Source organism: Curtobacterium sp. 8I-2, from assembly GCF_902506155.1.
Lineage (GTDB): Bacteria > Actinomycetota > Actinomycetes > Actinomycetales > Microbacteriaceae > Curtobacterium > Curtobacterium poinsettiae.
The window spans coordinates 2,132,274-2,146,039 of the sequence record NZ_LR732827.1; the positions used below are offsets into that span (position 1 = coordinate 2,132,274).

General features: G+C 69.9%; 14 protein-coding genes. 8 read left to right on the top strand and 6 right to left on the bottom strand.

From position 1 onward, the window contains the following. Window positions 1–52: 52 nt before the first annotated feature. Window positions 53–787, bottom strand: coding sequence for a hypothetical protein (locus BOSE127_RS13860; protein WP_017886043.1), 735 nt, complete (start codon window positions 785–787; stop codon window positions 53–55). A 189-nt stretch (window positions 788–976) separates the two neighbouring features. Between BOSE127_RS13860 and ettA the strand changes: the two genes are divergently transcribed. Further along, window positions 977–2,662 (top strand): energy-dependent translational throttle protein EttA, encoded by a 1,686-nt coding sequence (gene ettA / locus BOSE127_RS13865; RefSeq protein ID WP_017886042.1) that lies wholly within the window; start codon window positions 977–979, stop codon window positions 2,660–2,662. Between the two features lie 32 nt (window positions 2,663–2,694). Then, window positions 2,695–3,147, top strand: a complete 453-nt coding sequence (locus BOSE127_RS13870) for an acyl-CoA thioesterase (protein ID WP_071252247.1) — start codon at window positions 2,695–2,697, stop codon at window positions 3,145–3,147. Here the strand turns inward: BOSE127_RS13870 and BOSE127_RS13875 are convergent. Next, window positions 3,134–3,997: an acyl-CoA thioesterase gene (locus BOSE127_RS13875; protein WP_042538556.1), complete on the bottom strand. Its 864-nt coding sequence runs from the start codon at window positions 3,995–3,997 to the stop codon at window positions 3,134–3,136. The genes BOSE127_RS13870 and BOSE127_RS13875 overlap by 14 nt on opposite strands. A gap of 92 nt (window positions 3,998–4,089) precedes the next feature. Between BOSE127_RS13875 and BOSE127_RS13880 the strand changes: the two genes are divergently transcribed. Together BOSE127_RS13880 and BOSE127_RS13885 are read left to right on the top strand one after the other, a co-directional pair. Further along, complete coding sequence (locus tag BOSE127_RS13880; protein WP_031259242.1) at window positions 4,090–4,791, top strand: hypothetical protein; 702 nt, start codon at window positions 4,090–4,092, stop codon at window positions 4,789–4,791. A 77-nt stretch (window positions 4,792–4,868) separates the two neighbouring features. After that, complete coding sequence (locus BOSE127_RS13885) at window positions 4,869–5,711, top strand: NAD(P)H-binding protein (RefSeq protein ID WP_140449353.1); 843 nt, start codon at window positions 4,869–4,871, stop codon at window positions 5,709–5,711. A 310-nt stretch (window positions 5,712–6,021) separates the two neighbouring features. Here the strand turns inward: BOSE127_RS13885 and BOSE127_RS13890 are convergent, their stop codons facing one another. From BOSE127_RS13890 to pepN, 3 genes are all read right to left on the bottom strand, one after another. Further along, a complete protein-coding gene (locus tag BOSE127_RS13890; protein WP_017886037.1) occupies window positions 6,022–6,516 on the bottom strand; it encodes a globin in 495 nt (164 codons plus the stop codon). Beyond that, window positions 6,513–7,583, bottom strand: coding sequence for a mechanosensitive ion channel family protein (locus BOSE127_RS13895; protein WP_017886036.1), 1,071 nt, complete (start codon window positions 7,581–7,583; stop codon window positions 6,513–6,515). The genes BOSE127_RS13890 and BOSE127_RS13895 overlap by 4 nt, the downstream gene beginning before the upstream one ends. Window positions 7,584–7,658: 75 nt before the next feature. Next, the gene (gene pepN / locus BOSE127_RS13900; protein WP_042538553.1) at window positions 7,659–10,238 is read right to left on the bottom strand and encodes an aminopeptidase N; all 2,580 of its coding nucleotides are present in this window, start codon (window positions 10,236–10,238) and stop codon (window positions 7,659–7,661) included. Window positions 10,239–10,358: 120 nt separating this feature from the next. On the opposite strand from pepN, the gene BOSE127_RS13905 reads away from it, so the two are divergent. Next, entirely contained in the window at window positions 10,359–11,012 is a 654-nt protein-coding gene (locus BOSE127_RS13905) for a mycothiol-dependent nitroreductase Rv2466c family protein (RefSeq protein ID WP_259496435.1), read from the top strand. 66 nt (window positions 11,013–11,078) lie between these two features. Here the strand turns inward: BOSE127_RS13905 and BOSE127_RS13910 are convergent, their stop codons facing one another. Then, complete coding sequence (locus tag BOSE127_RS13910) at window positions 11,079–11,597, bottom strand: GNAT family N-acetyltransferase (protein ID WP_042538551.1); 519 nt, start codon at window positions 11,595–11,597, stop codon at window positions 11,079–11,081. On the opposite strand from BOSE127_RS13910, the gene BOSE127_RS13915 reads away from it, so the two are divergent. From BOSE127_RS13915 to BOSE127_RS13925, 3 genes are read left to right on the top strand one after another with little or no spacing between them, the layout of a single operon-like run. Next, the gene (locus BOSE127_RS13915; RefSeq protein WP_159557669.1) at window positions 11,596–12,237 is read left to right on the top strand and encodes a helix-turn-helix domain-containing protein; all 642 of its coding nucleotides are present in this window, start codon (window positions 11,596–11,598) and stop codon (window positions 12,235–12,237) included. The genes BOSE127_RS13910 and BOSE127_RS13915 overlap by 2 nt on opposite strands. A 46-nt stretch (window positions 12,238–12,283) precedes the next feature. Continuing rightward, window positions 12,284–12,772 carry a ribose-5-phosphate isomerase gene (locus tag BOSE127_RS13920; RefSeq protein WP_017886031.1) on the top strand — a complete coding sequence of 163 codons (489 nt, stop codon included), beginning with the start codon at window positions 12,284–12,286 and terminating at the stop codon, window positions 12,770–12,772. A gap of 52 nt (window positions 12,773–12,824) precedes the next feature. Beyond that, window positions 12,825–13,754: an Fpg/Nei family DNA glycosylase gene (locus BOSE127_RS13925; protein WP_017886030.1), complete on the top strand. Its 930-nt coding sequence runs from the start codon at window positions 12,825–12,827 to the stop codon at window positions 13,752–13,754. Window positions 13,755–13,766 lie beyond the last annotated feature (12 nt).

Below are 13,766 nucleotides of genomic sequence, written 5' to 3' on the forward strand. Positions count from 1 at the left end.
GTGCGCCGGGTCAGGCCGCTTGTTCCGCGTGCGGTTCACCGCCTCGCGTCGGTCACCACTTCTGGGCGATCATCCCGATGCCGGAGACCTGGTCGGTGTCCCAGTTGCCACCGCGGGGCAGCCCGGTCACACGGCCGTCGATCTTGAAGCTCGCACCCTGCACCCGCGGGCTGTTGGTCTGCGTGGCCTTCAGGCCGTGGAACGAGAAGCCCGTGTTCCACTTGCCGTTCAGCCCGGTGTTCGACTTGCGGTCGCCGACCGTGATGCGGGTGTTCTGCACCGTCGAGTGCACGACGTCACCGTTCAGACGGGCGTTGGCCTCGGCGTTGAAGAACAGCCGTCCGTCCAGGTTGAGCTTCAGGTTGGCGACGGTCTTGTGGTTCACGATCATCGTCGCGACGTCGTTCTTGTACCAGCGCATGCCGATCGGGGTGAGCTTGTTCGTCGCCGGGCCGAGGTAGCCGTACGTGAACTTGCCGTTCTGTACGCGCTCCCAGATGTACCGCGGCTTGCCCTTGCTCACGGTGGAGCCCTTGTCCGACTGGATCCCGAAGGCGTAGGCGTTGTTGTGGGCGTCGTGCACGTTGATGTACGACGAGTAGCCGGTCCCCGAGCCGTTCGCGCTGATGCTCGCGGTGTACAGCAGGTACGGGGCGCCCTTCGGCAGGGCCACGGCGGATGCCGGCGACACCGGTGCGATGAGTCCGACGGTGAGTGCGATCGCTCCGACGAAGGGGAGCGCGAGGCGGCGGAGCCGCGACGGGGTCGTTGTCGTGTGCGTGGTCATGGTCCTCGTCCTGTCCGTGGTCCTGATCCTGGTCCTCGTCGTGGTGGGCGACGGGCCCCAGGTTGCTGGGTGAGGCAAAGCTACGTCGTCCGTGACGCGAACAACAGGCCGGTTCGTACAGGTGCGGGAAGCGGCGATCCGGCGTCGGGCGAGCACTGCTCCGACGGTGTCACTACACTTGGGGCCGATATGGCTGAGTACATCTACCAGATGGTCCGCGCCCGCAAGGCGGTCGGCGACAAGCTGATCCTCGACGACGTCACGATGTCGTTCCTCCCCGGTGCCAAGATCGGCGTCGTCGGACCGAACGGTGCTGGCAAGTCGACGATCCTGAAGATCATGGCGGGTCTCGACCAGCCGTCCAACGGTGAAGCGAAGCTCACGCCCGGCTTCACGGTCGGCATCCTCATGCAGGAGCCGGAGCTCGACGAGACGAAGACCGTGCTCGAGAACGTGCAGGAAGGCGTGGGCGAGATCCACGGCAAGCTCGCGCGCTTCAACGAGATCTCGGCGCTCATGGCCGAGCCGGACGCCGACTTCGACGCGCTCCTGGCCGAGATGGGCACGCTCCAGGAAGACATCGACGCCGCCGACGCGTGGGACCTCGACTCCCAGCTCGACCAGGCGATGGCCGCGCTGCAGTGCCCCCCGGGGGACGAGCTCGTCACGCACCTGTCCGGTGGTGAGAAGCGCCGCGTCGCGCTCTGCAAGCTCCTGCTCCAGAAGCCCGACCTGCTCCTGCTCGACGAGCCCACCAACCACCTCGACGCCGAGAGCGTGCTCTGGCTCGAGCAGCACCTGCAGCAGTACCACGGTGCCGTCCTCGCCGTGACCCACGACCGGTACTTCCTCGACCACGTCGCCGAGTGGATCGCCGAGGTCGACCGCGGTCGCCTGTACCCGTACGAGGGCAACTACTCGACCTACCTCGAGAAGAAGCGCGCCCGCCTCGAGGTCCAGGGCAAGAAGGACGCCAAGCTCGCGAAGCGCCTGTCCTCGGAACTCGACTGGGTCCGGAGCAACACCAAGGGCCGCCAGGCGAAGTCCAAGGCCCGTCTCGCTCGCTACGAAGAGATGGTCACCGAGGCCGAGCGCACCCGCAAGCTCGACTTCGAGGAGATCGTGATTCCGGTCGGCCCGCGTCTGGGCTCGCAGGTCATCGACGCCGAGCACCTGCGCAAGCAGTTCGGTGAACGCGTCATCATCGGCGACCTTTCGTTCACGCTGCCCCGCAACGGCATCGTCGGCGTCATCGGCCCGAACGGTGTCGGCAAGACCACGCTCTTCAAGACGATCGTCGGCCTCGAACCGCTCGACGGCGGCACGCTGAAGATCGGCGACACGGTCGACATCTCGTACGTCGACCAGAGCCGTGGCGGCATCGACCCGAACAAGAACCTGTGGGAGGTCGTGTCCGACGGACTCGACTACATCCAGGTCGGCAAGACCGAGATCCCGTCCCGCGCCTACGTGTCGCAGTTCGGCTTCAAGGGGCCGGACCAGCAGAAGCGCGCCGGCATCCTGTCCGGTGGTGAGCGCAACCGTCTGAACCTCGCGCTGACGCTCAAGCAGGGCGGCAACCTGCTTCTGCTCGACGAACCGACCAACGACCTGGACGTCGAGACGCTCGGCAGCCTCGAGAACGCCCTGCTCGAGTACCCCGGTTGCGCCGTGGTCATCACGCACGACCGGTGGTTCCTCGACCGCATCGCCACGCACATCCTGGCGTGGGAAGGCCTGAACGAGGACGGCACGCCGAACTGGTACTGGTTCGAAGGCAACTTCGAGGCGTACGAGGAGAACAAGATCGAGCGCCTCGGCGCCGATGCCGCGAAGCCTGGGCGCGCGACGTACCGCAAGCTCACCCGCGACTGACCCGCGTGGCGAGACTGCACGCTCCCATCCGCATGCGGTGGAGCGACATCGATGCCTACGGCCACGTCAACAACTCCGCGATGCTGCGCCTCCTCGAAGAGGCGCGCATCGTGGGGTTCTGGGGTGCCGACCCCGGTGAGGACCCCGACGGCGCCCTGCCCGAGCCGATCATCGACGGTCGGCCCGGTTCGGGCACCATGACGATCATCGCCGGGCAACGCCTCGAGTACCTGGCATCGATCCCGTACCTCCGTCAGCCGCTCGACATCCAGATGTGGATCGGGCGGGTGGGCGGTGCGAGCATCGACGTCTCGTACGAGGTCTGGTCGCCCGTGGGACGGGCCCCCGCGGTCCTGTACACCCGGGCCACGACCGCACTCGTGATGGTCGACGCGGCGACGAACCGTCCGCGTCGGCTGACCGACCCCGAGCGTGCCGCGTGCGAGCGCTACCTCGAAGACCCGGTGCAGTTCAGCCGCCCGTAGGCACCCGCATCATGCCCTCCTGGGCGACGGTGGCCAGCAGCTGACCGTCGCGGGAGAACATCCGCCCCAACGCGAGTCCCCGTCCGCCCTGCGCGCTCGGGGACTCCTGCGTGTACAGGATCCACTCGTCCGCGCGACCGTCGCGGTGCCACCACATCGCGTGGTCGAGGCTGGCGCTCTTCACACCGGGGGTGCCCCAGGCGACGCCGTGCCGCCGCATGATCGGCTCGAGGATGGACATGTCGCTGGCGTAGCCGAGCACCGCACGGTGCAGCGCCGGGTCCTCGGGCAGGTCGCCCTGCACCCGGAACCAGACCGCCTGGTGCGGCACGTGCTCGCCCTGCACGTCGACGAACACCGGACCCTCGACGTGCCGCAGGTCGATGGACCGTGCGGCCCACGCCCGTGCGACGGGGTGGTCGATGGCGGACAGGATCGACGCGGCCGACGGCAGGGACTCCGGGTCCGGGGTGTCCACCGGGTACGGGTCCTGGTGTTCGAGACCGGTGTCCGGCACCTGGAACGACGCGATCATCGAGAAGATCGGGACGCCGCGCTGGTACGCCTGCACGCGGCGGGTCGCGAACGAACGACCGTCGTGGATGCGCTCGACGGCGAAGGTGATCGGCACGTCGACGTCGCCCGGCCGCAGGAAGTACCCGTGCATCGAGTGGACGTCGCGACCGTCGATCGTGGTCTGCGCGGCGACGATGCACTGGGCCAGGACCTGCCCGCCGAACACCCGTCCGCCGGGGGACCAGTGGCTGGCACCGGTCAGGATCGTCTCGCCCGTGCTCGCGCCGGTGTCCTCGAGTCGCAGGGTCCGCAGGAAGTCGGGTTCGCCGTTCACGCTGTGCAGTCTACGAACGGCTGCCCGGCCTCGATGCAGGGTCACCACGCCCAGGCGGTGCGACGTCGACGGCCGGTAGGATCGTGGACGACATGGGCAACTCGTTCACGCTTCCCGACGCCGCCTCACTCGGTGACCTCCGCACGTACCTCGGACGTGCCGCTCGGATCGAGGACGGCTCGGTCCGGCTCATCGCCGACTCGGGCGTCCTGGCCGTCTACACGGCGATCCTCTACCCGCTCGGGTTGCTCGACGAACTGCCGACGGTGCTCGGTCTCCGCACGTTCTCGCTCACCGAGCCCGCCTCGATCGACACCGTGGTGCCGCTGCAGTCGCTGCTCGAGCGTCTCCGCCTGCTGGCAGAGACGCAGGACGCCGAGCACGCCGAGGGCGCGGACCCGACGCGGGCCACCCCGATCGAGGTCGAGCTGCCGCACGAGGTCCACACGGTCACGTGGGCGGCCATCTCGCCGCCCCGCGGTGGCTGGGTCCCGCTGCCGGACGTCTCGCCCGAACTCCTCCGCCGGGCCACCCGTGACGGCATCGCCGAGGTCGCGGACGCCGTGCCGTCCAACTCGGGCGAGGCCATCGTCCGGCGGATCCGTGCCGAGGTCTGGGGCAGACCGGTCCCCGGCGTCGAGCACCTGCCGGCTGGTGCGGGGTTCGCCGGCGAGAGCCTCGGCTTCCTCGGGCACGACCCGGTGCGCCTGTTCGAGACCGGTCCGTGGAGCCGTCTCACGACGTCGCGCGGCCACGTGCTCGTGAAGCGGCGCGCCTGGACCCTGAGCTCGTAACGACGACGACGAAGAAGACGGCGAGGACGATGACCGCCGCGGACCACGCCGCCCGGCCGCCGTGGTTGGCTGGCCGCATGCACGTCTTCCTCACCGGTGCGTCCGGCTACATCGGCTCCTCCGTCCTCCGCTCCCTGGTCGCCCACGGCGACGAGGTCACCGCACTCGTCCGGTCCGACGAGAAGGCCCAGCACGTCCGTGACGCCGGTGGCCGAGCCCTGGTCGGTGACGTCACCGACACCGAGGTCGTCGAACGGCTGCTGCACGAGAGCGACGGCGTGGTCCACACGGCATCGGCCCCGGACGTCGACCCGGACTTCATCCGCACCGCGATCGCTGCACTGGCCGGCACCCCCAAGCCGTTCGTGCACACCGGCGGGATCTTCACCTTCGGCGACTCGACGGACATCTCGGAGCAGTCGCCGATCGACCCGCCGGCGCTGACCGCGTGGCGCGGTCCGAACGAGGCCCTGCTGCGCGCGAGCGACGTCCGGAGCACCATCGTCGCGCCCGGCATCGTGTACGGACGCGGCGCGGGCATCCCGGCGATGTTCGTCGGCGACGGCGAGCAGCCGGTGCGGCTGGTCGGGGACGGCTCCCAGCGGTGGACGACGGTGCACGTGGACGACCTCGGCGAGCTCTACGTCTTCGCGCTGCACCGCGGCGAACTCGACGGGTACATCGTCGCGGCGACCGGGGACAACCCGACCGTGCGCGAGCTCGCCGAGGCCGGGGCCCACGGTGCACCGGTCATCGCCGAGAGCGTCGACGCGAGCCGCGAACGGCTCGGGCAGGACTTCGCCGACGCGCTGCTGCTGCACCAGGAGGCGTCCGGCGCGCACGCCCGGTCGGCCCACGGCTGGCGGCCGTCACGGCCGTCGCTGGTCGACGACCTCGCCTCCGGCTCGTACGTCCGCTGACCGCGCTGAGACGCACTGCCCGAAGACGCCGGCGTCCCGCGGGCACGCCGCCGATTCCGCGAGACGCCGTCGAATTCGGAGGCGCGGAACGCACGTGGCGGCGTCGGACGGAGACGCCGGCGTCTCGCCAGCACGAGAACGCAGGAACCGCCGGACGGGAGGCCCGTGGCGACGCCGCCACGGGCCTCCCGTCCGGCGCTCGTGACGATCACTGCACGCCGGCGTCCGCGGAAGACACCGCGGGAGCGTCGAGACGCCGCCGGATCCGGAGGCGTCTCGACGACACGACGGCGTCCGCGCCGGACGCGCGTCAGTCGAAGGTGTTCGTCATCGCGTGGGCAGCGCGGTCGAGGTAGCCCCAGAGCTCGGCTTCGTCCAGGGGAGCGAGCTCGAGCGACTCGACCGCCTCGTGCATGTGGTGGAGCCAGCGCTCCCGCGCCTCGGACGTGATGCGGAACGGGTTGTGGCGCATCCGCAGACGGGGGTGCCCGCGCTGCTCGCTGTACGTGCCCGGCCCGCCCCAGTACTGCTGCAGGAAGGCGGAGAGGCGCCAGATCGCACCCTCGAGGTCGTCGGCCGGGTACATCGGCCAGATGACCTCGTCCTGCTGCACGCCCTCGTAGAAGCGCCGGACGAGCCGGTCGAAGGTGGGGGCACCGCCGATCCGCTCGTACAGCGACCCGGTGGCCGAGGTGCCGTGCTCACCGACGCGCAGGGTGATCGGCTGCGCGGGGACGCCGGGCATGCCGAGCGAGCCACGTGCTCCTGGCCCACCCGGGCCGGTCGGGGGTGTGAGGTCGGTCATCGGGGGTCCTTCCCGCTGTCGGGCTCGTCGTCCGTGCGGATCGGCTGCCCGAGGATGTTGCGCTTGGTGCGCCGCGGCTTCGTGGGCGCAGCCATCGGCTGGGTGCGGACGGTGCGCAGCCCGTTGATCGAGGTGGCGTTCTCCCAGCCCTCGGGCATGATCATCGCCATCGCGGGCAGGGTGATGCCGAGTTCGTCGACGGCGTGCTTCAGTCGGGTGCGGAGCTCCCGGCCGACGACGTCGAGCTCAGAGGCGCGGGTCTTCACGACCAGGCGGAAGACCATCCCGGCGTCGGTGATCGACTGCAGGCCCCAGATCTCCGGCTTCTCGACGATCCGCTGGCGCCAGCGCGGCTCCTGCGACATCGTCACGGCGGCCTTGAGCAGGGCGTCCTGCACGGCGTCGATGTCGGTGTCGTACGGCACGGTGATGTCGACGAGCACCCGTGACCAGCCCTGGGACAGGTTGCCGACGCGCAGGATCTGCCCGTTCGGGACGAACCAGAGGATGCCGTTCACGTCGCGGATCTGCATGACGCGCAGCCCGACGTTCTCGACGACGCCGGTGGCCTGCCCGGTGTCGACGACGTCACCGACGCCGGCCTGGTCCTCGAGGATCATGAAGATGCCGGACAACAGGTCCTTCACGATCGACTGGGCGCCGACGGCGAGGCCGGCCGCGACGAGGGACGCACCGCCGACGATGCCGACCGCAGCACCCTTCCACAACGCCGTGGCGATGACCACGAGCGCGATCACGACGACGACCACGGTGGCCAGGTTCTCGAGGACACTGCCGAGCGTCCGGGTCCGTTGCACGACACGCGCGGTCTGCACGGGGGACGCGATGAGGGCCTGGGTGTCGGCCGCCCCCTGACGCTTCTTGACGCCGTTCACGATCCGGTCGACGACCTGCTTGATCATGCGACGGAGGATCAGCCGGAGGACGATCGCCGCGAGGATCGTGATGACGATCGTGATCGGTGCTTGCCAGGCGTCGACGAACTGGAGGAACGCGTTGGACGCCCACTTCGGGACGTCGGTGGTGTCTGCTGCAGCCAGGTTCATATCCGGTCGATGCTAAGCGGCGGGGCCTCGGCGTCCCTGGAGGAACACCAAGACCCCGCCGGATCAGCGCAGGGTTCAGGCGTCCGCGGCCTGGACCCGGAGCGCCCGCTCGGTGCCCGCGAGGCTCTCGGACACGATGCGGCGCAGCGCCGGCGTCTCCGGGTGCTCCGCGAGCCACGCGGCGGCGGCGTCACGGAGCTCGGCCGACGCGAGCGGCGCCGGGTAGAGGCCCGAGACGATGGTGTCCGCCATGTGGTAGCTGCGCTCGGCCCAGATGCGCGTGAGCACCTCGAAGTACTTCGGCACGAGGCCCTCGAGCAGGACCGGGCTGTTCACGTGCTGGAACCCGACCGTGGTCTGGCGCACGATCGCGTTCGGCAGCTCGGACGAGTCGACCAGCGACGAGAACGCGGCCAGCTTGCCCTCGGCCGTCGGGATCGTCGCCCGGGCGCGGGCCGCAGCCTGCTCGCCGGACGCGGTCTTGTCCGCGGCGAGCTCGGCGTCGATCTCGGTGCTGCCCGCGGCGCCCGCGAGCACGAGGCCCTCGAGCAGCTCCCAGCGCAGGTCGGTGTCGATCTCGAGGCCCTGCAGCGTGACCGAACCGTCGCGCAGTCCCTGCAGGGTCGCGACGTGCTCGGGCGTGGACGGGATCTGCGCGAAGAACTTCACGAACTGGAACTGCGCGTCCGAACCGGCTTCGGCCGAGGACGCGAGCTGCCAGAGCGTGTCGCCGACGGTGCGGACCGTGGCCTCGACCGAGCCCGGCGCCACGTAGTTGCGTGCGGTGAGCAGCAGCTGCGAGAGCGTCGTGCGGATGGTGGTCGACTCGGTCTCGGTCGCGATGTTGCCGAGCACCAGGCGGACGTAGTCGCTGGCGGGGGACTCGGCGTCGCGCGTGGCGTCCCACACGGAACCCCAGACGATCGAGCGGGCGAGCGGGTTCGCGATGGACGCGAGGTGCTCGATCGCGGTGCGCCGGGAGTGCTCGTCGAGACGGATCTTGGCGTAGGCCAGGTCGTCGTCGTTCAGGAGCACGAGGTCGCCGCGGTGCACGCCGACGAGCTCGGGCACGTCGGTGCGGGCGCCGTCGACGTCGATCTCGACGCGCTGGACCCGCTCGAGCTTGCCGCCGGCGGATGCAGTGTCCGCGCCGAACGGTGCGGACTCGTCGTTCCGGAACGCGTAGACGCCGATGGCCAGACGGTGCGGACGCAGCGTCGGGTAGTCGGCGGGGGCTTCCTGCAGGACCGTGAACGACGTGACGACGCCGGACTCGTCGGTCTCGATCTCGGGGCGCAGGGTGTTGACGCCCGCGGTCTCGAGCCAGAGCTTCGACCACTCGGTGAGTTCGCGGCCGCTCGTCGCCTCGAGCTCGACGAGCAGGTCGCGCAGCTCGGTGTTCGAGTGGTGGTGCTTCTTGAAGTAGGCGGAGACACCGGCGAAGAACGCGTCGATGCCGACCCACGCGACGAGCTGCTTGAGGACCGAGCCGCCCTTCGCGTAGGTGATGCCGTCGAAGTTGACCTGGACGTCTTCGAGGTCGTTGATCGTCGCGACGATCGGGTGCGTCGAGGGGAGCTGGTCCTGGCGGTAGGCCCAGGACTTCTCCATCGCCTGGAACGTGGTCCAGGCCTCGGTCCACTCGGTGGCCTCGGCCGTGGCGATCGTCGACGCCCACTCGGCGAATGACTCGTTGAGCCACAGGTCGTTCCACCACTTCATGGTGACCAGGTCGCCGAACCACATGTGGGCGAGCTCGTGCAGGATCGTGACGACCCGGCGCTCCTTGATGGCGTCGGTGACCTTCGACCGGAACACGTAGGTCTCGGTGAAGGTGACGGCCCCGGCGTTCTCCATCGCGCCGGCGTTGAACTCCGGCACGAACAGCTGGTCGTACTTGTCGAAGGGGTAGGCGACGTCGAACTTCTCCTCGAAGTACGCGAAGCCCTTCTTCGTGGTCTCGAACACGTACTCGGGGTCGAGGTACGAGGCGAGCGACTTGCGCGCGAACACGCCGAGCGGGATCGTCCGGCCGTCGCGGCTGGTCAGCTCGTCGCGCACGACCTCGTACGGGCCGGCGACGAGCGCGGTGATGTAACTCGAGATGCGCGCGGTGGGCGGGAACGCCCAGGTCGCAACGTCGCCGTCGACGTGCGGCTCCGGCGTGGGGGAGTTCGAGACGACCTGCCACCGCGACGGCGCCGTCACGGTGAAGGAGAACTCGGCCTTCAGGTCGGGCTGCTCGAACACCGCGAACATGCGGCGCGAGTCGGGGACCTCGAACTGGGAGTACAGGTACACCTCGTCGTCCACCGGGTCGACGAAGCGGTGCAGGCCTTCACCGGTGTTCGTGTACAGCGCGTCGCTGACGACCACGAGCTCGTTCTGCTCCTGCAGGTCGTCGAGCTGGATGCGCACGCCGTCGTTCACCGCGGCGACGTCGAGCGCCGTGCCGTTCAGCGTGATCGAGTGCACGGTCTTCGTGATGGCGTCGATGAAGGTCGATGCGCCGGCGGTGGCGGTGAAGCGCACCCGCGTGGTGCTGCCGAAGCTGTCGGCGCCGCGGGTCAGGTCGAGCTCGACGTCGTACGTCTGCACGGCGACGACGGCCGCGCGCTCCTGGGCTTCGATTCGGGTGAGGTTCTCTCCGGGCACGCAACGCTCCATCTTCGCTGGGGACGCGGACGATCGGTGTCCGCGTACGGGGCCCCGGACGGCGTCGTGCGCCGGCGGGACGATGAGTTCCAGCCTAGCGACGCCGCGTACGCTCGGATCGTGACCGAGACGACTGTGGACAACCCGACCGACCCCACCACCGAGCGCACCGCCGTGGAGTTCTGGTTCGACCCGAACTGCCCCTGGGCCTGGATGACGAGCCGCTGGGTGGGTGAGGTCGCCGAGCACCGCGACCTCGACGTGACGTGGAAGGTGATGAGCCTGTTCGTCCTCAACGAGGACCAGGACGTGCCGGACAGCTACAAGGAGCGCCTGCACGCCGGCCAGGTCTACCCGCGCATCGTCGCGGCGGCGAAGCTCCGGCTCGGCCAGGACGTCGTGAAGCCGCTGTACGACGCCCTCGGCGAGCACATCCACCACCGCCAGGAGTCCGACCCCGAGCAGGTCGTCCCCGCCGTGCTCGCGGAGCTCGGCCTGGACGCCGACCTGCTCGAGTACGCCTGGACCGACGAGGTCGACGCCGCCGTGCGCGCCAGCCACCAGGACGGCATCGACCGTGTCGGGCAGGACGTCGGCACGCCGGTCATCGCCGTCGAGGGCACCGCGTTCTTCGGACCGGTCATCTCCCCGGCCCCCAAGGGCCAGGAGGCGCTCGACCTGTGGGACGGCGTCGTCGCCGTCGCGAAGGTCCCCGCGTTCTTCGAGCTCAAGCGCTCGCGCACCGTCGGCCCGATCTTCGACACCACCGACTGATCCGGCGCCGACCGGCGGGGGACGGGTGGCCGGGAGGCCCGTGGTGCGCCCGCCCCGCCCGTCGCGTCAGACGAGCGGCAGCCGCATGAGCGTCAGGTCGAGCCAGCGGTCGAACTTGCGTCCGACCTCGGGCACGACCGCGACCGTGGCGAAGCCCAGGCGTTCGTGCAGGGCGATCGACCCCGTGTTCGTGCTGCAGATACCGGCCATCATGACGTGCCGCCCCTCGGCGGTGGCCCGCGCGACCAACTCGGCCATCAGGGTCGTCGCGATGCCCCGGCCGCGGAACGCCTCGACCACGTAGACGCTGTGCTCGACGGTGTGCCGGTACCCGTCCGGCTGCCGCCACTGCGAGTACGTGGCGTACCCGGCCACGACGCCGTCGACCTCGGCCACGACCACCGGGTACCCGCCGCCCTGCCGCTCGGCGAGCCACCCGTCGAAGTACGCACGCGGGTGCGGGGTGTCCTGCCAGATGGCCGTGGAGTGCAGGACGGCATCGACGTGCAGGGCGTGCACGACGTCGAGGTCGCTCGGGGTGCAGTCGCGGATCACGACCCCGTTCGTCGCATATGCTGTCGTCATGTCTCACATCGTAGACGACGCGCATGCCGATCCCGCAACCGGCGCCGACGACACCTCGGTCGCCGAGCAGCGGGCGCTCGGCGAACGGCTCCAGCGCCTCCGCACCGAGCACAGGTGGAGCCTCACCGAGCTCGCCGAGGAGTCGGGCGTCTCCCGCGCGATGATCAACCGCGTCGAGCGCGGGGTCTCCAGCCCCACCGCGACGATCCTCGGTCGCCTGTCCGGTGCCTTCGGCCTGACGATCTCGCAGCTCCTCGACGATGCCCTGGAGCACGAGGTGCCCAGGGCGACGGACCCCGACGAGGCGCGCGGGGTGCAACGCGGCGCGACCGCCGATTCCTGGACCGATCCCGACACCGGGTACCGCCGCCGCCCGGTCTCGAGCGCCGCGTTCCCCGCCGACGTCACCGAGGTGCGCCTCCCGGCCGGCCGCGAAGTGGCCTACCCGGCGTCCGCCTACGCGTTCCTGCGGCACTGCATCTGGGTCGTCGACGGCGTGCTCGAGGTCGTCGTCGGCGGCGAGCCGACGCGGCTGGCGTCGGGGGACCGGATCGAGCTCGGCGACCCCGCCGACGTCGTGTACCGCAACCCGGGCGAGGACCCCACCCGGTACCTCGTCGTGGTGGTCCGCGCACCGTAGTCCGTGGTGGTCCGGGCCCCGGAGCCGCAGGAATAGGATCGGTTCCATGCGCATCCACCTCGGAACGGACCACGCCGGCCTCGAGTTCAACAAGACCCTCGCAACCCACCTGACCGACGCCGGGCACGAGGTGGTGGACCACGGTCCGACCGAGTACGACGCGCTCGACGACTACCCCTCGTTCTGCATCAACGCCGCGCACGCCGTGGTGCAGGACCAGCGCGACGGTGTCCAGGCCCTCGGTGTCGTCTTCGGCGGTTCCGGCAACGGCGAGCAGATCGCCGCGAACAAGGTCGAGGGCATCCGGGCCGCGCTCGTCTGGAACGAGTCGACCGCGCTGCTCGCCCGTCAGCACAACGACGCCAACGTCATCTCCATCGGCGCGCGCCAGCACACCGAGGACGAGGCGATCCGGTTCGTCGACCTGTTCATCGCCGAGCCGTTCTCGGGCGAGGAGCGCCACGCCCGCCGCATCGCCCAGCTCGCCGAGTACGAGACCACCGGGCTGATCGCCGGTCGCCAGATCGACGCGTAGGGCTCGGACCCACGGTCCAGCAACACCGAGCAGCACCGAGTAGACAAGACCAATGCCCGAGGGTCACTCCGTCCACCGCATCGCCAACCAGTTCACCCGGCACTTCGTCGGCAAGCGCTGCGAGGTGTCGAGTCCCCAGGGCCGCTTCGCCGCCGGGGCCGCGCAGCTCGACGGCAAGCGCCTGATCGCCGCCCGGGCGGTCGCGAAGCAGATGTTCCTGGAGTTCGAGGACGACCTGTTCCTCCGCGTCCACCTCGGCCTGTACGGCGCGTGGGACTTCGCGGGCGTGATCTCCACCGCCGAGGCGCTGTCCGACGACGACGACCGCGAAGAGTCGCTCAGCTCGATCGGCGCACCGCGGCTCGCCCGCTACCGGATGGCCGAGCAGGAGAAGGCGGAGGACCCGATCGAGTCGTTCCCGCCGGACCCGGTCGGCCAGGTGCGCGTGCGGATCCTCACCGAGGACACCGTCGCCGACCTGCGCGGCCCGACCGCGTGCGTCGTGGAGACCCCGGCCGAGGTGCAGCGCGCGCTCGACAAGCTCGGCCCCGACCCGATGAACGACGACGGGCCCGAGGCCGAGAAGACCTTCGTCGACAACGTCCGGAAGCGCAACGTCGCGATCGGGCAGCTGCTCATGGACCAGTCCGTGGTGGCCGGCATCGGCAACATCTACCGCGCCGAACTGCTGTTCCGGCAGCGCATCGATCCGTACAAGCCGGGCAAGAAGATCACCGTCAAGCAGGCCAAGGCGCTCTGGGCGGACTGGTCGAAGCTGCTGCACGACGGCGTCCGCGACGGTCTGATGATGACGATGGACGACCTGTCCGAGGCTGACCACAAGAAGGCCCTGCGCTCCCGCAAGGACCGCCACTGGGTCTACCACCGTCAGGGCGAGCCCTGCCGGGTGTGCGGCACCGAGATCCGGATGGCCGACATGGCCGGCCGGAAGCTCTACTGGTGCCCGAAGGACCAGAAGTAGCCCACGGAACAC

Bases quoted from the DNA above. Each gene is read 5' to 3' on its own strand.
- BOSE127_RS13860 (WP_017886043.1), bottom strand. From the start codon at position 787: ATGACCACGCACACGACAACGACCCCGTCGCGGCTCCGCCGCCTCGCG.
- ettA (WP_017886042.1), top strand. From the start codon at position 977: ATGGCTGAGTACATCTACCAGATGGTCCGCGCCCGCAAGGCGGTCGGC.
- BOSE127_RS13870 (WP_071252247.1), top strand. From the start codon at position 2,695: ATGCGGTGGAGCGACATCGATGCCTACGGCCACGTCAACAACTCCGCG.
- BOSE127_RS13880 (WP_031259242.1), top strand. From the start codon at position 4,090: ATGGGCAACTCGTTCACGCTTCCCGACGCCGCCTCACTCGGTGACCTC.
- BOSE127_RS13885 (WP_140449353.1), top strand. From the start codon at position 4,869: ATGCACGTCTTCCTCACCGGTGCGTCCGGCTACATCGGCTCCTCCGTC.
- BOSE127_RS13890 (WP_017886037.1), bottom strand. From the start codon at position 6,516: ATGACCGACCTCACACCCCCGACCGGCCCGGGTGGGCCAGGAGCACGT.
- BOSE127_RS13895 (WP_017886036.1), bottom strand. From the start codon at position 7,583: ATGAACCTGGCTGCAGCAGACACCACCGACGTCCCGAAGTGGGCGTCC.
- BOSE127_RS13915 (WP_159557669.1), top strand. From the start codon at position 11,596: ATGTCTCACATCGTAGACGACGCGCATGCCGATCCCGCAACCGGCGCC.
- BOSE127_RS13910 (WP_042538551.1), bottom strand. From the start codon at position 11,597: ATGACGACAGCATATGCGACGAACGGGGTCGTGATCCGCGACTGCACC.
- BOSE127_RS13920 (WP_017886031.1), top strand. From the start codon at position 12,284: ATGCGCATCCACCTCGGAACGGACCACGCCGGCCTCGAGTTCAACAAG.
- BOSE127_RS13925 (WP_017886030.1), top strand. From the start codon at position 12,825: ATGCCCGAGGGTCACTCCGTCCACCGCATCGCCAACCAGTTCACCCGG.